At 33.1% G+C, this 23,428-nt stretch carries 25 protein-coding genes; 8 read left to right on the top strand and 17 right to left on the bottom strand.

The genetic code is table 11. The features are described from left to right. The first annotated feature begins 4 nt into the window (after nucleotides 1-4). Both ACFS5M_RS03495 and ACFS5M_RS03500 read left to right on the top strand, forming a co-directional pair. On the top strand, nucleotides 5-1,423 hold the full coding sequence (locus ACFS5M_RS03495) for a DUF5689 domain-containing protein (protein WP_183485819.1): 1,419 nt from the start codon (nucleotides 5-7) through the stop codon (nucleotides 1,421-1,423). A 70-nt stretch (nucleotides 1,424-1,493) separates the two neighbouring features. Beyond that, a complete protein-coding gene (locus tag ACFS5M_RS03500) occupies nucleotides 1,494-1,871 on the top strand; it encodes a hypothetical protein (protein ID WP_183487231.1) in 378 nt (125 codons plus the stop codon). Between the two features lie 46 nt (nucleotides 1,872-1,917). Here ACFS5M_RS03500 and ACFS5M_RS03505 read toward each other — a convergent pair whose 3' ends face one another. After that, nucleotides 1,918-2,886: an endonuclease/exonuclease/phosphatase family protein gene (locus tag ACFS5M_RS03505; RefSeq protein ID WP_183485822.1), complete on the bottom strand. Its 969-nt coding sequence runs from the start codon at nucleotides 2,884-2,886 to the stop codon at nucleotides 1,918-1,920. A gap of 76 nt (nucleotides 2,887-2,962) precedes the next feature. Here ACFS5M_RS03505 and hflX point away from each other — a divergent pair, with 76 nt between their 5' ends. From hflX to ACFS5M_RS03520, 3 genes are all read left to right on the top strand, one after another. Continuing rightward, nucleotides 2,963-4,177, top strand: coding sequence for a GTPase HflX (hflX, locus tag ACFS5M_RS03510; RefSeq protein ID WP_183485825.1), 1,215 nt, complete (start codon nucleotides 2,963-2,965; stop codon nucleotides 4,175-4,177). Between the two features lie 219 nt (nucleotides 4,178-4,396). Beyond that, nucleotides 4,397-5,515: a helix-turn-helix domain-containing protein gene (locus tag ACFS5M_RS03515; protein WP_183485828.1), complete on the top strand. Its 1,119-nt coding sequence runs from the start codon at nucleotides 4,397-4,399 to the stop codon at nucleotides 5,513-5,515. A gap of 101 nt (nucleotides 5,516-5,616) precedes the next feature. Further along, nucleotides 5,617-6,867, top strand: a complete 1,251-nt coding sequence (locus ACFS5M_RS03520) for an erythromycin esterase family protein (RefSeq protein WP_183485832.1) — start codon at nucleotides 5,617-5,619, stop codon at nucleotides 6,865-6,867. A gap of 76 nt (nucleotides 6,868-6,943) precedes the next feature. Here the strand turns inward: ACFS5M_RS03520 and ACFS5M_RS03525 are convergent, their stop codons facing one another. From ACFS5M_RS03525 to ACFS5M_RS03550, 6 genes are all read right to left on the bottom strand, one after another. Further along, nucleotides 6,944-7,918: a DUF3078 domain-containing protein gene (locus tag ACFS5M_RS03525; RefSeq protein ID WP_183485834.1), complete on the bottom strand. Its 975-nt coding sequence runs from the start codon at nucleotides 7,916-7,918 to the stop codon at nucleotides 6,944-6,946. 103 nt (nucleotides 7,919-8,021) lie between these two features. Beyond that, nucleotides 8,022-8,534: a DUF2480 family protein gene (locus ACFS5M_RS03530; protein ID WP_183485837.1), complete on the bottom strand. Its 513-nt coding sequence runs from the start codon at nucleotides 8,532-8,534 to the stop codon at nucleotides 8,022-8,024. 3 nt (nucleotides 8,535-8,537) lie between these two features. After that, the gene (locus ACFS5M_RS03535; RefSeq protein WP_183485840.1) at nucleotides 8,538-8,861 is read right to left on the bottom strand and encodes a DUF59 domain-containing protein; all 324 of its coding nucleotides are present in this window, start codon (nucleotides 8,859-8,861) and stop codon (nucleotides 8,538-8,540) included. A 1-nt stretch (nucleotide 8,862) separates the two neighbouring features. Then, a complete protein-coding gene (locus tag ACFS5M_RS03540; RefSeq protein WP_183487233.1) occupies nucleotides 8,863-9,285 on the bottom strand; it encodes a SufE family protein in 423 nt (140 codons plus the stop codon). Between the two features lie 52 nt (nucleotides 9,286-9,337). Then, a complete protein-coding gene (locus ACFS5M_RS03545) occupies nucleotides 9,338-10,138 on the bottom strand; it encodes an META domain-containing protein (protein ID WP_183485843.1) in 801 nt (266 codons plus the stop codon). A 53-nt stretch (nucleotides 10,139-10,191) separates the two neighbouring features. Then, entirely contained in the window at nucleotides 10,192-11,406 is a 1,215-nt protein-coding gene (locus ACFS5M_RS03550) for an aminotransferase class V-fold PLP-dependent enzyme (RefSeq protein ID WP_183485845.1), read from the bottom strand. A 107-nt stretch (nucleotides 11,407-11,513) separates the two neighbouring features. Here ACFS5M_RS03550 and ACFS5M_RS03555 point away from each other — a divergent pair, with 107 nt between their 5' ends. From ACFS5M_RS03555 to ACFS5M_RS03565, 3 genes are read left to right on the top strand one after another with little or no spacing between them, the layout of a single operon-like run. Next, a complete protein-coding gene (locus tag ACFS5M_RS03555; protein WP_183485848.1) occupies nucleotides 11,514-11,852 on the top strand; it encodes a PadR family transcriptional regulator in 339 nt (112 codons plus the stop codon). Continuing rightward, a complete protein-coding gene (locus ACFS5M_RS03560; RefSeq protein WP_183485851.1) occupies nucleotides 11,849-12,277 on the top strand; it encodes a GldL-related protein in 429 nt (142 codons plus the stop codon). The genes ACFS5M_RS03555 and ACFS5M_RS03560 overlap by 4 nt, the downstream gene beginning before the upstream one ends. A gap of 10 nt (nucleotides 12,278-12,287) precedes the next feature. Further along, nucleotides 12,288-12,467: a hypothetical protein gene (locus ACFS5M_RS03565; RefSeq protein ID WP_183487321.1), complete on the top strand. Its 180-nt coding sequence runs from the start codon at nucleotides 12,288-12,290 to the stop codon at nucleotides 12,465-12,467. Nucleotides 12,468-12,677: 210 nt separating this feature from the next. Here ACFS5M_RS03565 and sufD read toward each other — a convergent pair whose 3' ends face one another. From sufD to ACFS5M_RS03615, 10 genes are all read right to left on the bottom strand, one after another. Further along, the gene (gene sufD, locus ACFS5M_RS03570; protein WP_183485854.1) at nucleotides 12,678-13,991 is read right to left on the bottom strand and encodes a Fe-S cluster assembly protein SufD; all 1,314 of its coding nucleotides are present in this window, start codon (nucleotides 13,989-13,991) and stop codon (nucleotides 12,678-12,680) included. A 9-nt stretch (nucleotides 13,992-14,000) separates the two neighbouring features. Beyond that, on the bottom strand, nucleotides 14,001-14,753 hold the full coding sequence (gene sufC, locus ACFS5M_RS03575) for a Fe-S cluster assembly ATPase SufC (protein WP_183487235.1): 753 nt from the start codon (nucleotides 14,751-14,753) through the stop codon (nucleotides 14,001-14,003). Nucleotide 14,754: 1 nt separating this feature from the next. Continuing rightward, complete coding sequence (locus ACFS5M_RS03580) at nucleotides 14,755-15,162, bottom strand: hypothetical protein (protein ID WP_183485856.1); 408 nt, start codon at nucleotides 15,160-15,162, stop codon at nucleotides 14,755-14,757. Between the two features lie 83 nt (nucleotides 15,163-15,245). Beyond that, nucleotides 15,246-16,697, bottom strand: a complete 1,452-nt coding sequence (sufB, locus tag ACFS5M_RS03585; RefSeq protein ID WP_183485859.1) for a Fe-S cluster assembly protein SufB — start codon at nucleotides 16,695-16,697, stop codon at nucleotides 15,246-15,248. Nucleotides 16,698-16,705: 8 nt separating this feature from the next. Then, nucleotides 16,706-17,035, bottom strand: coding sequence for a HesB/IscA family protein (locus ACFS5M_RS03590; protein WP_183485862.1), 330 nt, complete (start codon nucleotides 17,033-17,035; stop codon nucleotides 16,706-16,708). A gap of 105 nt (nucleotides 17,036-17,140) precedes the next feature. Then, nucleotides 17,141-18,214 (bottom strand): cytochrome-c peroxidase, encoded by a 1,074-nt coding sequence (locus ACFS5M_RS03595; RefSeq protein WP_183485864.1) that lies wholly within the window; start codon nucleotides 18,212-18,214, stop codon nucleotides 17,141-17,143. A gap of 15 nt (nucleotides 18,215-18,229) precedes the next feature. Continuing rightward, a complete protein-coding gene (locus tag ACFS5M_RS03600; protein ID WP_183485867.1) occupies nucleotides 18,230-19,009 on the bottom strand; it encodes an MbnP family protein in 780 nt (259 codons plus the stop codon). Next, the gene (locus ACFS5M_RS03605; RefSeq protein ID WP_379897894.1) at nucleotides 19,009-20,337 is read right to left on the bottom strand and encodes a hypothetical protein; all 1,329 of its coding nucleotides are present in this window, start codon (nucleotides 20,335-20,337) and stop codon (nucleotides 19,009-19,011) included. Before ACFS5M_RS03605 ends, ACFS5M_RS03600 begins: the two co-directional genes overlap by 1 nt. After that, nucleotides 20,330-21,808: a choice-of-anchor B family protein gene (locus ACFS5M_RS03610; RefSeq protein WP_183485870.1), complete on the bottom strand. Its 1,479-nt coding sequence runs from the start codon at nucleotides 21,806-21,808 to the stop codon at nucleotides 20,330-20,332. The genes ACFS5M_RS03605 and ACFS5M_RS03610 overlap by 8 nt, the downstream gene beginning before the upstream one ends. Before the next feature lie 9 nt (nucleotides 21,809-21,817). Next, nucleotides 21,818-23,317: a choice-of-anchor B family protein gene (locus tag ACFS5M_RS03615; protein ID WP_183485873.1), complete on the bottom strand. Its 1,500-nt coding sequence runs from the start codon at nucleotides 23,315-23,317 to the stop codon at nucleotides 21,818-21,820. Nucleotides 23,318-23,428 lie beyond the last annotated feature (111 nt).

Genomic DNA, 23,428 nt, shown 5'->3' on the forward strand with positions numbered 1-23,428 from the left:
TATTATGAAAACAAATAAATTTTTAACTTTTTTAAGTGTATTAACACTTATGTTTATTATCACTTCTTGTGTAGAAGATGATGATTATGGAACACCAAGCGTAACCATCCAAGAACCGGATTTATCAACGTTTGGAACTAAAACAACTTTTAGTGCAGTAATATCTAGATACAATGATGCTGTTGCAGATGGAGATCAAGTAGGTATCTTTGATACTGAAGATGATGCGCCATTATATATTGAAGGTTATGTAATATCAAGTGATGCTTCTGGAAATTTCTATGAAGAAATTATTGTGCAAAACTCAACAGATGGTAACGATGTTGGAGCTGACCCAAGAACTGGACTTAACGTTCAAATAAACACAGGAAGCTTATCTGATACTTATGAAATAGGTAGAAAAGTATATATTAAACTAAATGGTTTAGCTATTGGTATCGAAAATGGCGTGTATACTCTAGGAAGAGCTAATGGAAGTAGTTTAGAGCAGATTCAATCTTATGAATACCAAAGCTTTATTAAAAGAAGTACTGAAGTTGCAACCCTTACACCTAAAGTTGTTGCTATCGCAGACTTAACTGAAGCGGATGAAAATACATTAGTTCAGTTTGATAATATGCAATTTAGCAGAGGACAATTAGGATTAACTTATGCTGGTGAAGCTAGCGACGAATTTGATGGTTTTAGAACTTTAGAAAACTGTGAAACTAGCGCTACAATTTCTTTACAAACTAGTACGTTTGCAGACTTTAAGTCTGTTCCAGTAGCTCAACAAAGAGGATCTATTCAAGGAATTTACTCAAGAGATTTTGGAGACGACTTTAGTGTATTAATCCTTAATAGTACTTCTGATGTTAACTTTACAAGTGCTGACAGATGTGATCCAGACATTTTAGAATGTACAGGTGATATTGCTGGTAGTACTGTGGTTTTTGAAGATAACTTTGAAAGCTATGGCGATTTAGCTGATATGATTGCTGGTGGATGGGAACATTATAATATTGCTGGAGGTGTTGATTTTAGAATTGGAAGCTTTAGTGGTAATAACTACGCTCAAATATCTGGATTTAGCTCTGGAGATTCTGAAATAGAAACCTGGTTTGTTACTCCTGATATTAATTTAGATGCTACAACTCAAGAGTCTCTTAATTTTGATTTAGAAGTTGCTTACGCTAATAGTATTATTTTATCTGTTTTAATTACTGAAAATTATACAGGTGATGTTACTACAACTGAGTGGACAGAAGTAGGTGTCGATATACCTAATGTACCAACTAGTGGTTTTGGAGGATTTAATAACTCTGGAGATATTAATATCTCATGTTTAAATGGTAATGTTAGAGTTGCGTTTAAATATTTAGGATCTGACCCAAGCGGAACAACAAGATATCATATAGATAATGTTGAAGTAAAAGGAAACTAATTTTTATTCTATAAATAAAATAAAACCTGCTAAATTTTAGCAGGTTTTATTTTTTAATATCACATTATTGATGACCCTTTTCGATCAATTATTCTTTAGTGTTTTTAAGCACTATAAGGACGCTAAAAGTAAAAACGCCAATACTGTAGCGACAGTTTATGTTTCGGTCTTACAGTGTGCTTTATTGTTGCTATTGGGTGTTTTCTTCGCAGGGTTTTTTAATCAAATGCAAATGAATACCATCTCGCAAGACAAAGCGATTACCTTATATATTTTAGCATGTGTTTTTATTGTCTTTAAAAATTGGATGCAATATGCTGGAAGAAAACGTAAAGTACTAAATGCTAAAATGCTAAAAAACAAATCATTAAGTTATAGTATTTGGCTTATTTGGATGCTTCCATTGGCTTGCTTAAGCTTAGCAGCAATCATTTATCAAGCCGTATAATTCTGTGAGTTATGAAGTTGTATTTTAATAATTCATTTCAACTAAACTATCCTCTCTTCAATGTAATATATACAGGAAAGTGATCACTATAACCTCCTTTGTATTTTTTGCCTACATAAGTTCTAAAAGGTGTGCCTTTATATTTTCCTTTAAAGAGCTTTAAAAAGTCTTCATCAAAAATATTACCTGAATCAAATTGTAGTCTATTTGGTGCTTTTTCAAAAAGAGATTTAGTCACTAATATTTGGTCAAATAAATTCCACTTTCCATTATGTTTTGTAGTTCCTCTACTATAGGAATGTAAAGCTTCAATAGCATTATATAAATCAAAACCTTCAACCAAACGTTTTATACTTTTACTTTTTGGGTCATCGTTAAAATCACCTATAATTATAATCTTAGCATGTTCATCTTGAAGTTTTAAAGAAGAAATAATTTCAGCAACTTTATTTGAACCTGCCATACGCTTATGTTCGGTTTCTCTTTCGCCTTCACGCCTAGAGGACCAATGGTTTACAATGACATGTATCTTTTCACCATCCAATTCTCCAGTTACTAATAATACATCTCTTGTGTAATCAGGTAAACCTTCATCATTATATAATTCTAAAGAAAATTTTTCAGAAGATGTTACCTTAAAATGAGCTTCATCATAAAGTAAAGCCACATCAATACCACGTTCATCTTTTGAATCATAATGCACATAATTATACCGACTTTCAGCTAAATGTTTTGAGGTAATCAAATCTTGCAAAACTAAAGCATTTTCAACTTCAGCTAAACCAACCAAAACGGGATGTTTACCAGTTTCTTTTCGACCTATATTAGATATTGCAAAGCCTAGTTTTCTAAGTTTTTTCTTATAGCGTTTTGCCGTCCAACGCTTATCGGCATTCGGTAAAAAATCGCCATCATGTATTTTCTCATCATCATAAATATCAAACAAGTTTTCAGTATTATAAAATGCGACTGTATGTATATTAGGATAAACTGAAGTTTCAGAAAAATCAATCATATAAAAGATAATTAATGCTAAAAATATAAAAATTAAACTGGTTACAATTGATTAACTTTGTGCTTTAAATATATTTATGCTAGAAAAGAAAGATATTGATTTAGAGAAAGCGGTTTTAATAGGTGTTATTACCAAAGAACAAGACGCAGATCAATCTAAAGAATATTTAGATGAATTGGAGTTTTTAACCTATACTGCAGGCGGCGAAGTTTTAAAACGCTTTACCCAGAAAATGGATATGCCAAACCCAAAGACTTTTATAGGAAAAGGGAAAATGGAAGATGTTCGCCAGTTTATTGAAGATAACAATGTAGGAACAGCCATTTTTGACGACGAACTTTCTGCTGCTCAAGAACGTAATATTAGTAAAATATTAGAATGTAAAGTACTCGATAGAACCAACCTTATTCTAGATATTTTTGCTCAGCGTGCACAAACTAGTTATGCCAGAACTCAAGTCGAATTGGCGCAATGCGAATATTTACTGCCACGATTAAAAGGGATGTGGACACACCTTGAACGACAAAAAGGTGGTATTGGAATGCGCGGACCTGGAGAAACAGAAATAGAAACAGATAGACGTATTGTTCGAGACAGAATTACTCTGCTAAAAGATAAAATAAAGACCATCGACAAACAAATGTCTGTTCAACGAGGGAATCGTGGAAAAATGGTTAGAGTCGCACTTGTAGGTTATACAAATGTTGGAAAATCTACATTAATGAATGTCATTAGTAAAAGTAAAGTCTTTGCAGAAAATAAACTTTTTGCAACTTTAGATACTACAGTACGCAAAGTCGTGATTCAAAACTTACCCTTTTTGCTAAGCGATACAGTTGGGTTTATTAGAAAATTACCAACTCAATTAGTCGAAAGTTTTAAAAGTACTTTAGACGAAGTTAGAGAAGCCGATTTGCTACTTCACATTGTAGATATTTCACATCCTAATTTTGAAGAACATATAGAGTCTGTAAATAAAATATTAGGCGAAATCGATGGTGCAGATAAACCTACTATTATGGTGTTTAATAAAATTGATGCCTATCAGGCCGAACCTTATGATGAAACCGATTTAATTCTTGAGCGTACGAAAGCACATTACTCACTTACCGAATGGAAAAACACATGGATGCATAGAGTAGGAAAAAATAATGCTTTATTTATTTCGGCACTAAACAAACAAAATATTAACGAATTTAAAAAGCGCGTTTACGACGAGGTAAGAGAAATTCACGTTACGCGTTTCCCATACAACCATTTTCTCTATCCAGATTATGAAGAGGAGTCTTAAAATTTGGGCGTTACCTTACTTCACTAAAGCAAAGTAAGGTCAGGCTTTCACCACTCGCTTTTTTGGTTGATGCACTCTGTTTAACCTCTAATGCTGCCAACCAAAAAGAGCTCAAACATATGGCTCAATCCTTAACGCATAAAAAAAACGCACTTCTATGAAGCGCGTTTTTTCTTTTTATAGATTTAGTTTTAAGTATATTTGAAAGACTTTAATCGCATGGATTTAGACTTTTCTTTTTTAAATATACTTATTCTCTTTGGGGCTTTTCAAGGCTTTGTGCTTTGTGTGTATTTGTATCAAAAAAAAGAAGCTAACCCAACCTCTGTAAAAATGTTTATTCTATTTTTATTTAGTTTGGCATTTTTAAATATGATGTATGCTTTTCTAGACCTTAACCTCTTTAAGTATTACAGACCTTTACATATGTTTCCATTTCCCTATAAATGGTTAATTGCACCTGCATTTTACTTTTATTTAAAGCAGCAGTTTATTCAAAAAGACAACCCCTTTTTTTATAAAAAAGAATGGTGGTTATTTCTTCCTGCCATTATTTATTTCTTTTTAAGATTGTATTGGTTTTCAATTTCAGTTTCAGAAAATAGCTATAGAGTAACCCAAGTGGTTGTAGATTCTCATTTTTTTAGAATTCAGGAAGTTTTTATTTTAATCTTTAATGTGGCATTAAGCATTCTTAGTTTAAGGTACTTAAGAAAAAAAAGAAATGAACTGTCAAGCAATTCAAAATATGTAGAAAAAATAAATTGGTTAATTAAGTTCTCTCTTATTTTCATTTCTATATCTACGTTTAATTTACTCACCTATTCTGTAGATTTAATCATTCATAATGGACTAGAAAGCTTTTTGTTTCTCTACCCAATACTTATTATAAATGTTGGTTTTATTTATTGGATAGGGTTTATTGGCTTTTCAAAGCCAAATCTTTTATTTAATGTTTTCAAATTAAAAGATAACTCTTCTGAAGCGTTTCCTGATGATTTACAGCTTAAGTTGCATAATGCCATTACAATAGAAGAGGTGTACACCAACGCAAATCTTACACTTATAGAATTAGCAACACAATTAAAATTGCATCCTAAAGAACTTTCGAAATACATTAACGAAGTCCATCAAATGAATTTTTCTGAATTTCTGAATTTTCATCGCATTAAAAAAGTCAAAGAATTGCTAAAATCTTCTGAAGCGAAAAAATATACCTTAGTAACTTTAGCAGAAGCAGCTGGCTTTAGTTCAAAGTCATCTTTTAATGCGACTTTTAAAAAAATGGTAGGAATGACGCCTTCAGCATTTAAAAAACAAGATTCTGATATTAATTAAAAAAACGTCCAACATTCTTTTTTTTGGACGAAAACTGCACTTTTTTCTGTACAATGTTGATAATTGAATTGCATATTTGTTGAAATCATAAATCAAACACAATGAAATCAATCAAACTATTAGCTTTATTTATCTTTATTACTTTTATGTCTTGTGCTCAAGAACCTCAAACTCCTGAAGCTTGGTTGCTAAAACACACCTTTGAACTAGAACCTAATGGCAATTACGATTTTACAGCGCTCGGAAAAGCTATAGGAAATAAACGAATAGTCGCTATAGGAGAAAGCTCACATGGTTTAGGAAAATACTATGAGCTTAAAGCTGCGTTGGTAAAATATTTATATGAAGAAAAAGGATTTGAAGTCATTGCTATGGAAGGTGGACTAGGAGACATTAATTTAGCATATTCTAATATTGACACTCTTTCTGCAATTGGATTAAGAAACAGTACAATTTTTGGAAATTTTAGAGCTGCAGAAGCTACACCAATGTTTGAGCTTATTAAAGACCAAAGTACTACAGAAAAACCATTGCATTTTACAGGCTATGATACGCAAGCATCCTCAGATTACGTTCAGAATGTATTGTCTAAAATGCTAAAGCCATATCACAAAGAATTATCAGATAGTATTCAAACACGTTTGTGGTCTTACGGAAGAGCGTATCAAGCAGGAAACAAAGGAGATTCTATTGGCTTTATCAAGCACAGAGATATCTTTTTAAATACATCAGCAGAAGCTGAAATGATATTAATACAGAACTCAGTAGAGATTAAAAAGAATTTTAATCTGTCTAATTTTCAATTTAATATTTTAAAACGAACATTAGAAATGTTTCAAAAGTCGTATAATTTGCCTTTTGAAAAGCGCTACCAAGGCACTGCTTTGCGAGACAAATTGATGGCAGAGAATTTAATTTGGTTGATGGAAGAGATCTACCCAGATAAGAAAATTATTGTTTGGGCTCATAATGTTCATATTGAAAATGCTAATGCTGAACACCAAAACATTAAATGGATGGGACACTATTTAAAAGAAACCTATAAAGACCAATACTATGCGTTAGGCTTATTTGCTTATAAAGGAAACACCTATCAGCATTGGACCAAAAAAACGATTCCTTTTGAAAATAATGGCGCTAACTATCTTGAGAAAAAAATGATAGATACAGGTAAAAAAGCAGTGTTTTTAAATTTAGAAAAGATGATACAGAACGAAAATACACAATGGTTATTTGAGCCTGTTAATGCCTATGAGGTTGAAAATATGGGAGAAGTTTCTTTTATTCCAACAAAAAGATTAGATGGCATGATTACAGTTTATCAGTCAGAGATTCCAACTTATGATAAGTAAAATCATTGAGTTTTTACGTTAAAAAAAAAGCGCTTCTTATAAAGAAGCGCTTTACTATAATATATTTTAGCGATGCTTAAAATCCGTAGTTAAAACCTACACCAAAAGCTTCTCTAATTTGAAAACCATTGCTGTTAGCGTTATCATCATAAATAGCTTGAAACACTAAATTAGCAGAGATGTATTTGTTTACAGTCATAGAAAGATTCATAGTGTAATCTACATCTACATTTTGAGGATCTTCTAGGTAATTTGTGTATAAGGCTAAGATGTTTTCCATTGCAATGCCTTTAACAATGTTTAATTTGTAATAACCTCTTAAAGCAGCACCAAGTTCAAAACGTGTAGTTTCATTTGCTTCAACACCAAAATATCCAATTTCGTTAAATTCATCAGCAGTTAAACCATAGTTTGCAGGATCTGTGTATTCACCGTGTACTACGATTAACTTAGCAGCAGCAGGAGAAATCATTACATTTAAATTATCAGACTTTCTCCAGAACATGCCAGGTCCAGCTTGAAAATAGGCAGGTGAGAAAAAATGTGTTTCACCATCTGCTCCTTTGTCTAATTGAGTTCTAGCATTAAAATAAGCTGAGTAGAACCAGTTTCCAGATGCTTTTTTACCACCAATCGAATTGAATTCTATTCTGTCATTAGATTTTGTAAAAGCTTCATCACCTTTATTTTTAATTACACCATAATCTACAATGAATTTATTGTCCCAAATGTAGTCTCCTTTTAATAAGTTAAAATCATAGTTAATTAACAAGTTAGCAGTTATGTTGCCAATACCACCTCCTGTCCATTCATTGTTGAATGCAGATTGGTTAAAAGTTAATAAAATATTTCCGCCTTTTCTCCATCCTGGTAAAGCGTCAATTTGAGCTTGTAGTGCATCAGCTTCAGCTTGTGCTGCATCTGCTACGGCTTGTTTTTCAGCTTTTTGAGCTTGTAACTCAGACTTAGTCTGTTCGTTTTCCTCTTTAGTCTGTGCATGTACTGAAGTGATTCCAATAAATAATGCGAATAAAAGTATTAATTTTTTCATTTTTTTCATGGTTTATTTTGAACGCGCAAAAATAGATATAAAGCCTTAACTACAAACTAAACTGTAAATATTTTCTTTAATTACTAGATTAAGTGCGAGATATTTACGACGAAATACGTTTAAATAACGGCACAGAAGAACATGCTTCTCCAAACATAATAGATTTTGCATGTGGTCTTAACTTATGAGCTATCATTATATAAGCGCTTGAAGGGACAGGTTTTTTAGAACAACCTTTAATAATAATAGGCTTGTCTTTATAAGTAGCAACATCTAAATCTTGTATTATATCTTGGTAAAGAGAGGTTTCTAAAGCTTCTAAATTGCCTAAAACTACTTTTTTAGCATAAGGTTCTAAGTGTATGCTTAATAACATAAACGCCCAATCAGGAATTATGGCATCAGTAGAACAAGTTAATGCAACAAAGGCCTCTTGGTATTGCGACCAATCGTGTGCTTTAACTTGAGCTCGAAATTCTTTTTCGCGTAAAACTAAGCCTTCAAACAACCAGTTTTTAATATCAAAGAGCAAGCGTTTCCCTACAGGATAAAAATCCTCCAAGTCTAAAACGACTAGTTTGCTATTCGCTACGCGATTTATAATTTCTTCAGCCATTTGTTATAGCATCCCAAGTTCTAATTTGGCCTCTTCACTCATAAGGTCTTGACTCCAAGGAGGATCAAAAGTAATTTCTACCTCGGCATCTTTCACCTCATTTAAAGATTTTACTTTTTCTTCAACTTCTAATGGTAGTGTCTCAGCAACTGGACAATTAGGTGTTGTTAAGGTCATTAAGATTTTAACATCATAATCTTCATTTACAAAAACATCATAAATTAATCCGAGTTCGTATATATCAACTGGAATCTCTGGATCGAAAATAGTTTTTAAAACACGAACAATTTTTTCGCCTAATGCTGTAGTATCTATAGTTTCACTCATGTTATTGTAATTGTGTTTGGTATGCAATAGCATACATTTTTATTTGCTTAATCATACTTACTAAACCATTTGCTCTAGTAGGAGACAAATGTTCTTTTAATCCTATTTGATCAATAAAGTCTGTATTAGCATCAATAATAGCCTTTGGACTTTGATTAGAAAATACTCGAATTAAAATTGCGATAATACCTTTTGTTATTATGGCATCACTATCTGCAGTAAAAACGATGTTTTCGTCCTTCATTTCTGCATGTACCCAAACTTTACTTTGACATCCTTTAATAATATGGTCTTCGGTTTTATATTGGTCGTCAATAAGTGGTAAAGTTTTCCCTAAATCAATCATATATTGATAGCGTTCTTCCCAGTCTTCAAACATAGAGAACTCTTCAATAATATCATTTTGTATGTCTTTAATAGTCACCTTCATTAATTTTACACAAAAATACAATTAAGAATTGTTTCTAGTGTATAAATCATTGCTTTTCCATCATTGAAGTCATTGTTTTAACTAACTCAGCAATGTAAATGTTTGGATTGCCATCATCAAACTGCGGAACTTCATAAGTCGTTCCATTATGTGTGATTTTAAATTTTCCAATAGCAGCAGCATCTGTAAAACGATGATTTGAAGGTGCTTCTAAAGTTGATAATTTATCTAGTTCAATAGACTTTATTTGTTCTGAAATAGCTTTGATTTCGTTTTCGCTACATGTTCTTGAAGTTGGTTCAATGCCTCTTTGATTGGAGTAGCTTACAGTATTATTTTTTACTGAAATCATTTTATAACTTCCTCTAGTTTCAGCAATGTATTCGATAATATAATCATCCTCTTGAGCAATTCGAGCACTCATTTTTTTATGGGCTTTAAGTAATGCTGTTTTTGAGTTATGAAAATTCAGAACACCATTTTCTAAAGTATAAGTTTCGGTCAGAGTCAAAGTGTTTAGCATGTTTTGTTCAACATCCATAAAGCGTTTGCACATTCTTTTTGTGGTGGCTAATGCGCCAAATTTAATTGTATGACCTTCAAGACTATAGCTTCCAGTAAAATTATTACAACCTGAATAGCCAGAAACAGTATTTGTAGTTTCATCAAAAGTGATGCTGAGTTCTTCAGGTAATTCTGTGCTATTCTCTATAAAATCAATTTTATAAGTTCCGCTTAAGATTTCTGTTGATTTCATTTCAGTATTGTCTTGCATATTAGCTGTCGCTTTTGAGCTGCCACAGGATTCAAGAACAAAAACAGTTAAAAGTATAGTGATAAGTTTCATATATTTTAAGAGTTATAAATTTTAGATATAATATACAAAAAGGAAGCCAAACTTTATGAAAGCATTAATTTTGCTTTTTTTATGCCATTGACTAATGCATCAATTTCTTCTTTGGTATTGTAAAATGCAAAAGAAGCTCTAATGGTTCCTGGAATTTTAAAGTAATCCATAATCGGTTGTGCACAATGATGTCCTGTTCGAACAGCAATACCCATTTTGTCTAAAATGGTACCAACATCATAAGGATGAATGTTTTCTAAATTGAAAGAGATTACAGACGTTTTATGTTTTGATGTGCCATAAATTTTTAAGCCTTCAATGTCAAGAAGCTTTTGAGTTGCATAGTCTAAAAGTTCGTGCTCATAAGCGGCTATGGCTTCAAATCCAGTGGCATTCATATAATCAATAGCAGCACCAAAGGCAATGCCTCCACAAATGTTTGGTGTTCCTGCTTCAAACTTATGAGGCAAATCTGCATAAGTTGTTTTTTCAAAAGTCACTTCTGCAATCATTTCGCCTCCACCTTGATAAGGCGGTAATTTATTAAGCCATTCTTCTTTTCCATAGAGCATACCAACTCCCGTTGGTCCACACATTTTATGAGCTGAGGCCACGTAAAAATCAACATCTAATGCTTGAACGTCTGGTTTAATATGTGGGCATGCTTGAGCGCCATCAACTAAAACTGCCGCACCTACACGATGTGCTTTTTCAATTATTTCTTTAATAGGATTAATGGTTCCTAATGCATTTGAGATATGATTAACAAAAACGAGCTGTGTTTTAGAAGACAATAATTGGTCGTATTCTGTTATTACCAATTCACCTTCTAAATTCATTGGTATAACTTTTAAAGTGGCTCCTGTGCGTTCACATAACATTTGCCAAGGCACAATATTACTATGATGCTCTAAAGCAGAAACAATAATTTCATCTTCAGGTTTAAGCAGTGACGTAAACCCATTTGCGACTAAATTGATGCTATGAGTTGTTCCAGAAGTATAGATGATTTCATGGGCATGTTTAGCATTAAAATGCTTTTGAATGGTATGTCGAGCAGCCTCATATTTATCTGTAGCTTCTTGACTTAAAGCATGCACACCACGATGAATGTTAGCATTGTAATTAGAATAATAATCAACAATAACATCTATCACTTGCTGTGGTGTCTGTGAGGTTGCTGCATTATCAAAATAGACTAAAGGCTTGCCATTCACTTGACGTGAAAGTATTGGGAAATCGGCTCTTATTTTATTCAAATCTAACATTGGACAAATTTACGGTTTGTTTCATAAATGACATATAAAGAAAATATAAAAGATAATTTTTTTAACTTTTTATACAAATGCATTTAAATAAAATGTATATTTGTAATATGTATAATAAAGAATTAACAAAAGGAACTCTACAACCCATAATTTTGAAGCTTATTAGTCAGCGTGATAAAATGTATGGTTACGAAATAACTCAAGAGGTGAAGAAACTAACTTTAGGAAAGATTGATATTTCTGAAGGTGCACTTTATCCAATTCTGCATAAGCTAGAAGCCAAAGGTGTTCTAGAAACGGAGAAGGTATATATAGGTAAACGTGTTAGGAAATATTATAGCGTCACCAAAGCAGGCAAGCAAGCTGTAGTCGAAATTTCTCAAGAAATAAATAACTTTATTGAAACCTTAAACCTCATATTTAACCCAAATCCAGTCGTAAAATGAAACTACAAGAAAAACATATCGATTTTATTGAGAATAGCTTAAAGCTGTATGGTGTTAAATCTGAAGCACTTAGAGAAGACTTAATAGATCATATTTGCACGTTTATTGAGACTCAGGATTCTGAGGATTTTAATACATTATATCAAGAAGCCCTTCAGAAATTTGGAGGCTATAGTAGTTTTCAAGATTTACAATTAGAAACTAATTTGCAAAAGTTCGCGCAAGAAGTTATTTTATTATCGAAACTAAAGTTTAGTGCAAGCTGTATTGTATTGTTGCTTTTTGTTTTAAGCTTTATTTTTAAAATTATGCATTGGCCATATGCTAATACAATGATGATTGCTGGTCTTCTTGTTGCTGTTTTAGTATTAGTTCCTATTCATTTTTACGCGAAGTATAAATCATCTGTCCACAAATTTTCTTAAACTGTATATTATGAAAAAATCATTTTTTGTTTTGGGTTTTATCACCTGCTTTATTCTAGGTATTGGCGCTATGTTTGAATTTTTAACATGGCCTTATCGAGGGATTATCGTTTTTATTGGCTTTTTATTTTTAAACTTTGGATTGATTCCTATGTATTTTTATCAGAAATATAGGCAAGCAAAAAGTTAAGGATTGAAATAACTTTATAAAAAACCTCAAACTTTAATAGTTTGAGGTTTTTGTTTTTTTAGCCCAGATTGAGGCATGTGTTGGAGCTCCTTAAAATGTCATCTCGACTGCGCGCGATATGATATTTTAAGAGCGACTGCCGAAAGCTGGAAATAGCTTCATATTATTATAATAAAGATTGGAGATCCTTCGCTAATGCTATAATGACACTTATAAATCAAATCCAATGTTAACGCCTAATTTGGTGGCAATTAACTTGTTAATTCGTTTTTTAAGCTCAGGAATTTTTACGGTTTCTAACACATTATTTGCAAAGGCGTACATTAATAAGGCTTTGGCTTCCTTTTGCGGAATTCCTCTAGAACGTAAATAAAACATGGCGTTTTCATCGAGCTGACCTATAGTACAACCATGAGAACACTTCACGTCATCAGCAAAAATTTCAAGCTGAGGTTTGGTGTTTATTGTGGCTTTATCGTCTAGTAAAATGTTGTTGTTAGATTGAAACGCATTGGTTTTTTGAGCTTCTTTATTAACAACTACTTTTCCATTAAACACACCTGTAGCATAATCGCCAAAAATACCTTTGTAATCTTGATGACTTTCGCAATTAGGTTCAATATGATGCACAAGCGTACTATGATCGACATGCTGTTTGTCGCCAATAATAGTGATGCCATTTAAGGTAGAATCTATGCGTTCTCCTTTTTGGTAGAAATTTAGATTGTTACGTGTTAGCTTTCCACCAAAGGAAAAAGTGTGAACAGAGACGTGGCTTTCTTGCTTTTGATTGATAAAGGTATTATCAATTAAAGACGCATTTTTATTGTCGTTTTGTACTTTGTAATAATCGACTATAGCACGTTTATTTCCAAAAATTTCTGTCACACTATTGGTTAAAACTGGATTGTTTGTTAAACTCTGGTGACGTTCTATAATTTGCACATGAGAATTTTCATCAACTACAATTAAATTACGAGGTTGTTGTAATAAAGCGACCTCGCTACCTGTTGAAAAATGTATAATTTGAATGGGCTTTTCTACCAATTTATTTTTTGGAATATGAATATAAGCACCTTCTTGGGCAAATGCTGTGTTTAAAGCTGTAATGCTTTCTTTGTTCGCTATTTTATTGAAATAGGTTTCAATAATTAAACGGTATTTGGGTTTGTTTAAAGCCGAAGACATTAAGCAAACGTCTATACCATCGTGAGTTGTTTGCGATAAGTGAGAGCAATATTTACCATCAATAAAAATGATTTTATAGGTGTCGATATCATGAATTAAATATTTTTTAATATCAGAATATTCAAGTGCATTTTCTTGCTTCGGAAACACGCTATAGTCATGTTTTAAAACATTGTTAAGCGAGGTATATTTCCAGGCTTCTTCTTTTTTTGAAGGAAACCCTTGTGCTTCAAAAGCTTTAAAGGCTTTATTGCGAATATCATGTACAGGCGAATCGATATCGACTTGATTTTCGAAAGCTAAATATGAAGAAACTAATTTTTCTTTTAAATCCATGGACTTGTTTTAAGCGTTCACTTCTTCTTTTATCCAATCGTAACCCTTTTCTTCTAGCTCATGTGCTAAAGAAGCTGGTCCTGTTTTTACAATTTTTCCATTGTATAATACATGTACAAAATCAGGTACGATATGATCTAATAAGCGTTGGTAATGGGTTATTACAATAACAGCGTTATCTTTACTTTTTAATTTATTGACTCCATTAGCTACAATTCGTAAAGCATCAATGTCTAATCCAGAATCAGTTTCATCCAGAATGGCAAGTTTGGGTTCTAGCATTGCCATTTGAAAAATCTCGTTACGTTTTTTTTCTCCTCCAGAAAAGCCTTCATTTAAAGAGCGCGATAAAAATTTTCTATCTATTTCTAGCAGTTCAGACTTTTGGCGAATCAATTTCAGCATTTCGTTGGCAGGCATATCTGGCAACCCTTTAGCTTTACGATTAGCATTTATTGCTGTTTTCATAAAGTTAGTTACAGAAACTCCTGGAATTTCAACAGGATATTGAAACGATAAAAACACGCCTTTATGTGCGCGTTCTTCAGCAGATAAATCTTCAATATCGTGTTGGTCTAAAAGTATATTTCCTTCGGTTACTTCATATTCTTCTTTGCCTGCAATTACTGAGGCCAATGTACTTTTTCCAGAGCCATTTGGTCCCATAATAGCATGAACTTCTCCTGCTTTTACTTCTAGGTTAATCCCTTTTAAAATAGATTTGTCTTCTACACTTGCGTGTAAATTATTTATTTTTAACATATTAGTTTGTGCCAAGTTTTACAACGTTATCAGCTTCAGATTTTAAAGCAGAAACATTTAATATTTCTTTTATTTCTATACGATTATCCCAGCCTTCCTCGCCTTCTGGTTTAGGCATGATTTTACCTCTTACTTCTACAAGCACAAAGTCTGTGTCTTCTTTTTTAAATGGTATGGCTTGCTTGTTTATTTCGTCAACTTTATCATTTAGTATTACACCATAAATCTGACTATTAGTTTGCAAAACAGCAGCATCTGAATAGTAAACAAACTCACCTTTTAATAGGGTTAATCCATCACTTTGTTTTTCAGTTCTGCCATCATTGGTTTCAATAGACTCTTTTTTTGGTTCGTTTTTACAGCTTGTAAATGTTACAGCTAAGACTAATAAGAATATTAATTTTTTCATTTCTACTTTTAAAAAATCAATTTAATTAAACTTAAAATTTATAATTAAGATCATGCGTTATTACTACGCTCAACCTGATAATTTTATCCAACACTTCCTTCTAAACTTATTTCTAATAGTTTTTGCGCTTCAACAGCAAATTCCATTGGGAGTTTGTTTAAAACGTCTTTACTAAAGCCATTAACAATTAAGGCGATTGCTTTTTCTGTATCTATACCACGTTGGTTACAGTAAAAAATTTGGTCTTCGCCAATTTTACTGGTTGTTGCTTCGTGTTCTATTTGTGCTGTTTTATTTTTTGCTTCTATATATGGAAATGTATGTGCGCCACATTCATTTCCCATGAGTAAACTATCGCATTGCGAAAAGTTACGCGCATGATCTGCACGAGAACTAATTTGAACTAATCCACGATACGAGTTTTGTGATTTACCAGCAGATATTCCTTTACTTATAATGGTGGATTTTGTGTTTTTTCCTAAATGAATCATTTTAGTTCCAGTATCTGCTTGCTGATAATTATTAGTAACAGCTATAGAGTAAAACTCGCCAATTGAGTTATCGCCTTTCAAGACACAACTAGGGTATTTCCAGGTGACTGCAGATCCAGTTTCAACTTGTGTCCAAGAAATTTTCGCATTCTTTTCGCATAAACCACGTTTGGTTACGAAATTGAAAACACCACCTTTACCTTCAGCATTTCCTGGATACCAGTTTTGAACGGTAGAATATTTTATTTCGGCATCGTCAAGTGCGATGAGTTCAACAACAGCTGCATGTAACTGATTTTCATCACGACTAGGAGCAGTACATCCTTCTAAGTATGAAACATAGCTGCCTTCGTCTGCAATAACAAGAGTTCTTTCAAACTGTCCTGTTCCTGCTTGATTAATTCTAAAATAAGTTGATAATTCCATAGGACAACGAACGCCTTTTGGAATATAACAAAAACTACCATCACTAAATACAGCCGAATTTAGGGCTGCATAGAAATTATCTTTTTGAGGCACCACAGTTCCTAAATATTTTTTCACTAATTCAGGATGCTCTTTAATCGCTTCAGAAATACTCATGAAGATAATGCCCTTTTTGGCTAGTGTTTTCTTGAAAGTTGTTGCTACAGAAACTGAATCAACAACGACATCCATAGCAACATTTGCTAACTTCTTTTGCTCATCTATAGAAATGCCTAGCTTTTCAAAAGTGGCTAAAAGTTCGGGGTCGACTTCATCTAAGCTGTCGTATTTAGGTTTGCTATTTGGAGCAGAGTAGTAAGAAATGGCTTGAAAATCTGGTTTTTTATAATGAACATTAGCCCATTCTGGCTCGATCATATCTTTCCATACTTTAAAAGCTTCTAGTCGCCAGTCTGTCATCCATTGAGGTTCTTCTTTCTTTTTTGAAATCGCACGAACAATATCTTCATTTAAACCAATAGGAAACGTGTCAGATTCAATATCTGTATAAAAACCATATTCATATTCTTTGGTTTTTAATTCTTCCCTAAGGTCATCTTCTGTATACTTATTACTCATAAATGTATTTATAGTGAGAATGATTCGCCACAACCACAAGTTCTATTGGCATTAGGATTATTAAACACGAACCCTGTTCCGTTTAATCCACCAGAATATTCTAGTGTTGTTCCAATGAGGTATAGAAAGCTTTTTTTATCGACAATAATTTTCACCCCATTGTCTTCAAAAACTTTATCTTCTGCTTGATGTTCTTTATCAAATTTTAAATCGTAAGATAAGCCAGAACAACCACCACTCTTTACGCCAACACGAACAAAATCTGTTGTAGCGTTATAGCCATCTTCAGTCATAAGTTCTACGACTTTCTTTTTCGCAGTTTCTGAAACTTTTATCATTTTCTTTAATTAGATTTTGTCTAAAATAGAGTGCAAATATACAATATATGTCATGGATTTCCATATAACCTAACATTATATTGGCAATACTTTAATAAGAAAAATCTATTCGTTATTGAATAGAGGATTGTTGATGAATGTTGAATCTGAAAGCGATAGCAGAAATGCTTTTAAATCGGCTTTATCTTGATCTGTTAGATGCACACCACCTTCATCTACTTTTTTCATTAATGGATCAATAGTTGGCGAGTCTTGTAAGCCTTCACTATAATGGTTGATGACTTCTTCTAAAGTGTCGAATCGTCCGTCGTGCATGTAAGGTGCTGTAAAGGCTAGGTTGCGTAAAGAAGGCGATTTAAACTTACCATTATCTGTAGGGTCACCTGTGAATTCGCCTAAGCCAAGATCTGTAAACGTTGCATCTAAGCCATTATTATGAAAAGCGTTGTCGGTCCATAAAGGATTATTAGGATTACCATGACAGTGAAAACAATCACCTCTTTCTTCATCTAAAAACACATTTAAACCATTAAGTTCTTGAGGAGTCAATGTTTCAGTGCCTTGTAAGTATCTGTCAAATTTCGAATCAGCAGAAATAAGTGTGCGTTCAAATTGAGCAATTGCTTTAGTCGTTAATTCTTTAGTAATTGGGATTTCACCAAAGGCTTTTTTAAATAATTCTGGGTAATCTGGATGTTGCTCTAGTCTATTTACAACCGTTTCCCAAGTGGTATTCATTTCTATTGGGTTTGTGACAGGCTCTAGAGCTTGATGTTCAAGACTAAATACACGACCATCCCAGAAAAAGCGGTCATCATAATTCCACGCCAGATTAAATAAAGGCATAGAGTTTCGTGTTCCTATGCTTCCATCTATTCCAACACTAAAACGTGCAGCATCTGTAAACGCATTTTGAGGTGCATGACAAGAAGCGCAAGCTTGAGTTTGGTCAGCAGATAAAATAGGGTCAAAAAACAGTTTTTTACCTAAGGCAATGCCTTCAATAGTTTGTTGGTTATCTGTAGGAATTACAGGAGAAATAATTAAATCTTCAAATAATTGAGGTATTTGTAATGGACTTGGTGTTGGTATATAAGAATTGGTGTTCTGGTCATCATTTGTGCATGATAAGCAAAAGCAACTAAGAATTAATATAATATGTACACCATATTTTTTCATGAATTATTTTGAATATTATTGAATGATGTCACCTAAGCTAAATACGTTTTGCCCATTTTGATTCATCATAATTTGCGCATTAAAGTTTGGCATTAGCATATTGTTTAAAACATTTAAATCCCATTGGTTTGGGTTTTTAAACCATTCGGCAATATTCATTTCAATATTAAACGTTATGTGGTCTGAAATAGTGACACTTCCTAAATCTACATCTATATAAGTTTCTTGAACTGTAGGAGGAGTAGTGCTTCCATCTGCAGCTCGAATGACGTGATATGCATAACCGACTTCAGCTGAAGAATTATCGATAAACTTTCCTTCTAGTTGCATGTAATGGTAACCTCCAACACTTCCAAGCATTGGTGTGTTTGGAACATTCCATGTAGCTGAGTTTAAATCTGTATAAGTACCATCCGTATTATCTTCGGCATCAAAACCAAAAGTAAAAGAGACGTTGGTATAGTTTCCTGTTGGGATTTCGATGTTAGGCGTATAAGATAAGTTTTCATTATTGGTTAAATCGACTAAATTATAGCCGTCTATAACTATTGTTTCGCCACCTTCTTTTGTAAACGTAATATCTGAAATTAAGTATCTAAGTTTTTCAATACTTAATTCTTCACCATTAGCATTAGTGTATTGAATGGTATTAAAATCTGTACTGTTTACTTCTGTTCCATCCCAATTATGAGAAAAATTAAATGTAGTTGATACATTTTGAACATTATCATCATCATTGTTATTACAAGAAATAAACAGAGGAGCTATTATAAGTATTGCAAAAAGTCTTTTCATTATTTTATTTTTATTATTAGTAAATCTGAGAATCCTTTATTTGTAGGTATATCGCCTTCATTGCTATTGGAATCACCAACAGCAACAATGGTTAGGTCATTTAATTCGATGGCATCATAAGCAAAATCAATGTTTAAGCCACCAATCGTTTTTTGCCATTCAAGGTTAGCATTGGCATCTATTTTTAAAACTAAAGCATCATTTTGTCCATTATTAGAATTTAGGTCTATATCTGAACTCCTTGAGCTTCCAGAAATTAAAAACCCTTGGTCTTGAGTTTTAACTATAGACCTTCCAACATCAAAATTAGTTCCTCCTATAGTTTTTTCCCAGATTAAATCACCAGTAGGTGTTATTTTTATGACCCACAAATCTGCTGCGCCAATTAAATTGTTAACGTCTAAATCGCTGCTTCTAGTATCACCAACAATAACAAAATTATTATCATTGGTTTGTGTTATTGACCAAGCTTCATCGATTTCTGATCCACCATAAGATTTTTCCCAAATAAGATCTCCTGTCTCACTAATCTTTATAACCCAGAAATCATACGACCCTTTATTGTTATTTATATCGACATCATCGCTATCAGAAGATCCTACAATTATGTAGCCGTCTGTAGTTTGTATAGCATCATAAGGTGTATCTGTAAAACTACCTCCGTAATATTTACTCCATTCGATCTCTCCAGATGAATTTAGTTTAAGTGCCCAATAATCTCCACCAGCATGTCTTCGGGTATTTCCTTCACCACCAGAAGCGGTTACATCTAGAACACCTGTTATGAAGAATCCGTTATCATTAGTTTGTATAAGTGTAATTCCAATATCTGCTCCAGAATAGCCATAAGATTTTTGCCAGATTATGTTTCCAGAAGCATCTAATTTTGCTAACCAGTAGTCGTTAGAGCCTGAATTTCCTGTAACATCTTCGTCATTACTAGAGCTCTGTCCTAAAATAGCATAACCTCCATCAGAAGTTTGCACCAAACTATTTCCTCTATCATCATCTGTTCCACCATAAGTTTTAGACCATTGTATTTCATTGTTAGCATCAAATTTTAAAACCCAATAATCAAAACTTTCATTAGGCTTATCAGTAATATCAAAATCCATACTTTGCGTATGTCCTAGAATAGCATAGCCTCCATCTTGAGTATTTACAATAGATTGTGCGCTTTCGTTTTTTGTTCCGCCAAATGTTGAGATGAAATCTATCTCACCTAAAAAAGTGTGTTGTGGAGTCGATTCGTCATCAGATTTACAGCTAAGGTTTGATATTAATATTAAGCTAAAAAACGATGCTTTTATAAGATTTAGTTTATTCACTTTTTCTAATTATAAATAGACCTCTTTCAATATCACTAACAATAATATTACCGCTTGCAAAATAAGGATAAACACTCCATGCTCCATGAAAACTTGTACTATTGCTTTCTGGATAAGTATCAAAATAGCCAGATTCTGTAAGAGTTCCAGCAGCTATACTGCTAATATCAATCATTCTTAATCCAGCTGTATAACTAGCTTGATAATATGTGTTGCCTTTTACATAGCCATTGTGATCAATAGCTGGTGTTGGGCCAAAATAATCGACATGAAATGAAGGGTTGTCTAAATCACTAAAATTAAAAACTATTGTTCTTGTATTATTACCAAATCCCATTTCGTCTGTTTCATCACCTAGAATAAAATAATTCATATCTTCTGTAAACCATCCTTGGTGTGTATAACCAATATTATCATAATCTATTGTTGAAATAGTTATTGGATTACTTTTATCTGTGACATCAGCAATAACAACTTCATTTTCATTACTTCCAATTAATATTTCTCGTCCAATATAATCTGCATCAGGACCATCATAAGTTACCACTTGTGCATCATGTGCGTAGCCTGCAAATCCACCTTCACCTACAGGATTTGTTGGGTTTTGAATGTTAATAAATAAAGGGCCTCCTGAGAAGGGTCCGCTTCTAGTGGTTCCAACGGCATAAGCATATCCTGAATCTTCATTTATTACAATATTGTGAGCACTTCCAAATTCGGAATATAATGCATCAGAAGTAAAGTTAACAGGAGGGCTAGTTACATCTCTTAATCTTGTTAGGTCAAAAACTTGCATGCCATGAGGACCAACACCATCAGCTACAATAAAGGCATGATTGTTATACACTTTTACATCTCTCCAGAAGTTTGTTCCAGCAGAGGTATCAAGTCTTCCTAAAAATACAGGATTTAAAGGATCTGTCACATCTACAAAAGCAGTACTATTTGTAGTTGCTACAAGGGCATACTCTTTTCCTGTTGATGGATCTGTCCATCCCCAAATATCACTACCTTCAGGAGTTCCCATTGTGTTCGCTAAAACAGAAACAGGAACATGTGCCATTAAATCATAGTCATTACAAGGGTAAGGTCCTGCCATACCACCTTCACATGGGTATAATGGTGCGTCTGATGTTCCTTCACAGATATCACCTACACCATTACCATCAGTATCAGTTTGGTCTGCATTTGAAACATTTGGACAGTTATCAATATTGTCTGGAACACCATCTTCATCAGTATCTGCTGAGTCATCACAGACATCACCTATACCATCATTGTCTTCATCAGCTTGGTCTGGATTCATAAAGTTGATGCAATTATCAATACTATCGATTACTCCATCTCCATCAGAATCTCTTAAAATAGTTTGGTCTACAGGTTCATTATCACAAGAATGAAATAAAGGGGTTAAAAGAATTGATAGCGCTAAGGTTAATAATTGAGATTTCTTTTTTATTAATTTGAGCATAATCGCATTTTATTTAAGTATTATTTTTTTTGTTATTAATGAATTTATTTTAACAAAATAAAGGCCATTGGTATAGTGTTCTGTTTGTAAAACGAATTCATTTTTGCCTATATTGTCTATGGAAGATATTTTCTGTCCAAGGACATTATATAATTCAATACTATTAATTAGAGTATTAGATTTAGCCTTTATGGTTGGGTTGTTAAATGATGGATTTGGAAAAATAGTAAAATTTTCATTTTGAGTAACATCATTAGTGGATAATGTGTTTGTTTGTCTAACTACAAATAAACCTCTTTCAATGTCACTAATAATAATATTTCCACTATTAAAATAAGGATAAATACTCCATGCACCATTAAATGAGGTGTTGTTATTGTTAGGGTAAGTATCGAAAAAACCTATTTCAGCATCATCAGCTGTGGTATTACTTGAAGCCAACATGCTTGGGATGTCTATTACTCGCATACCTGCTCTATAGTTAGCCAAATAAAACTTATTGCCTTTTACATAACCATTATGATCTATGGCACCAGAAGCACCAAGGTATGTTGTTGTAAGAACAGGGTTGTCTAGATCTAAAAGATCAAACACAAGTGTTCTGCTGTTCATACCAAAGGCTTGCTCATCAGTTTCATCTCCCATGATAAAATATCTGTGGTCATCGGTAAACCAGCCTTGATGTGCATAACCAGGTTGGGAATAAGAAATTTCAGCAATTTTTATCACATCATTTTTATTTGTTACATCTAGAATTATGAGTTTATCATCAGCTCCAAAGCTTCCGTTACTAGCAACTAATATTTCTCGGCCAACATAGGTTGGTATAGAAGTCGTCTCAGCGTCAGGCTCTAAATCTGGACCGTTATAAGTTATAACTTGAGCATCATGTGTATAATTATCGTCTGGATAACTCCCTGCACTTGTTGGAGATAATGGATTCGATATATCTACAAAAACTGGACCGCCACTAGCAGTGTTACACCCAACAAGATAAGCCATACCTTCACTTTCATTTATCACAATATTATGACAACTACCTACATCATTGTAAACCGTATCAGCAGTAAATATTTCAGGAGGAGAAGCAACACTTCTTAATCGAGTAAGGTCAAACACTTGCATACCATGGGGTCCAACATTATCTGCAACAATGAAAGCGTAATTGTTATAGACTTTCACATCACGCCATAAATTCACCCCAGCTTCAGTATCTAATCGCCCTAAAAACACAGGGTTGGTTGGAATTGTTACATCAACAAAAGCAGTACTATGACTTGTAGCAATAATAGCATATTCTTTGTCATCTAAAGGATCAGTCCAGCCCCAAACATCGCTACCTTCTGCATTTTCTTCACCTGTGAGGGTTAAGATTGAAATGTTAGACATTAAGTCATAATCGTGACAAGGGTAAATTCCAGCAAAGCCATCTGTACATATTGTTTGAGAATAACAAATGCTAGATTGGACTATCAATGATAGTATTAATATTTTTAAATTGAATTTCATGAATTTAGGTTAAGTATGATAATTTAGCCCAGCAAATTTAACGCAATAATCAATAAAAAGCACAAATATAATGTTAAAATAGAGGGTTTATTTTCAATAAAATCAGAAGAT

Origin of the sequence: Lacinutrix iliipiscaria (assembly GCF_042686125.1) — a bacterium.
GTDB classification, from domain to species: Bacteria; Bacteroidota; Bacteroidia; order Flavobacteriales; family Flavobacteriaceae; genus Oceanihabitans; species Oceanihabitans iliipiscarium.

What these genes read in the sequence shown, in the direction of transcription:
- ACFS5M_RS03495 (WP_183485819.1), top strand. Translation starts at nt 5, where the DNA reads ATGAAAACAAATAAATTTTTAACTTTTTTAAGTGTATTAACACTTATG.
- ACFS5M_RS03500 (WP_183487231.1), top strand. Translation starts at nt 1,494, where the DNA reads ATGACCCTTTTCGATCAATTATTCTTTAGTGTTTTTAAGCACTATAAG.
- ACFS5M_RS03505 (WP_183485822.1), bottom strand. Translation starts at nt 2,886, where the DNA reads ATGATTGATTTTTCTGAAACTTCAGTTTATCCTAATATACATACAGTC.
- hflX (WP_183485825.1), top strand. Translation starts at nt 2,963, where the DNA reads ATGCTAGAAAAGAAAGATATTGATTTAGAGAAAGCGGTTTTAATAGGT.
- ACFS5M_RS03515 (WP_183485828.1), top strand. Translation starts at nt 4,397, where the DNA reads ATGGATTTAGACTTTTCTTTTTTAAATATACTTATTCTCTTTGGGGCT.
- ACFS5M_RS03520 (WP_183485832.1), top strand. Translation starts at nt 5,617, where the DNA reads ATGAAATCAATCAAACTATTAGCTTTATTTATCTTTATTACTTTTATG.
- ACFS5M_RS03525 (WP_183485834.1), bottom strand. Translation starts at nt 7,918, where the DNA reads ATGAAAAAATTAATACTTTTATTCGCATTATTTATTGGAATCACTTCA.
- ACFS5M_RS03530 (WP_183485837.1), bottom strand. Translation starts at nt 8,534, where the DNA reads ATGGCTGAAGAAATTATAAATCGCGTAGCGAATAGCAAACTAGTCGTT.
- ACFS5M_RS03535 (WP_183485840.1), bottom strand. Translation starts at nt 8,861, where the DNA reads ATGAGTGAAACTATAGATACTACAGCATTAGGCGAAAAAATTGTTCGT.
- ACFS5M_RS03545 (WP_183485843.1), bottom strand. Translation starts at nt 10,138, where the DNA reads ATGAAACTTATCACTATACTTTTAACTGTTTTTGTTCTTGAATCCTGT.
- ACFS5M_RS03550 (WP_183485845.1), bottom strand. Translation starts at nt 11,406, where the DNA reads ATGTTAGATTTGAATAAAATAAGAGCCGATTTCCCAATACTTTCACGT.
- ACFS5M_RS03555 (WP_183485848.1), top strand. Translation starts at nt 11,514, where the DNA reads ATGTATAATAAAGAATTAACAAAAGGAACTCTACAACCCATAATTTTG.
- ACFS5M_RS03560 (WP_183485851.1), top strand. Translation starts at nt 11,849, where the DNA reads ATGAAACTACAAGAAAAACATATCGATTTTATTGAGAATAGCTTAAAG.
- ACFS5M_RS03565 (WP_183487321.1), top strand. Translation starts at nt 12,288, where the DNA reads ATGAAAAAATCATTTTTTGTTTTGGGTTTTATCACCTGCTTTATTCTA.
- sufD (WP_183485854.1), bottom strand. Translation starts at nt 13,991, where the DNA reads ATGGATTTAAAAGAAAAATTAGTTTCTTCATATTTAGCTTTCGAAAAT.
- sufC (WP_183487235.1), bottom strand. Translation starts at nt 14,753, where the DNA reads ATGTTAAAAATAAATAATTTACACGCAAGTGTAGAAGACAAATCTATT.
- ACFS5M_RS03580 (WP_183485856.1), bottom strand. Translation starts at nt 15,162, where the DNA reads ATGAAAAAATTAATATTCTTATTAGTCTTAGCTGTAACATTTACAAGC.
- sufB (WP_183485859.1), bottom strand. Translation starts at nt 16,697, where the DNA reads ATGAGTAATAAGTATACAGAAGATGACCTTAGGGAAGAATTAAAAACC.
- ACFS5M_RS03590 (WP_183485862.1), bottom strand. Translation starts at nt 17,035, where the DNA reads ATGATAAAAGTTTCAGAAACTGCGAAAAAGAAAGTCGTAGAACTTATG.
- ACFS5M_RS03595 (WP_183485864.1), bottom strand. Translation starts at nt 18,214, where the DNA reads ATGAAAAAATATGGTGTACATATTATATTAATTCTTAGTTGCTTTTGC.
- ACFS5M_RS03600 (WP_183485867.1), bottom strand. Translation starts at nt 19,009, where the DNA reads ATGAAAAGACTTTTTGCAATACTTATAATAGCTCCTCTGTTTATTTCT.
- ACFS5M_RS03610 (WP_183485870.1), bottom strand. Translation starts at nt 21,808, where the DNA reads ATGCTCAAATTAATAAAAAAGAAATCTCAATTATTAACCTTAGCGCTA.
- ACFS5M_RS03615 (WP_183485873.1), bottom strand. Translation starts at nt 23,317, where the DNA reads ATGAAATTCAATTTAAAAATATTAATACTATCATTGATAGTCCAATCT.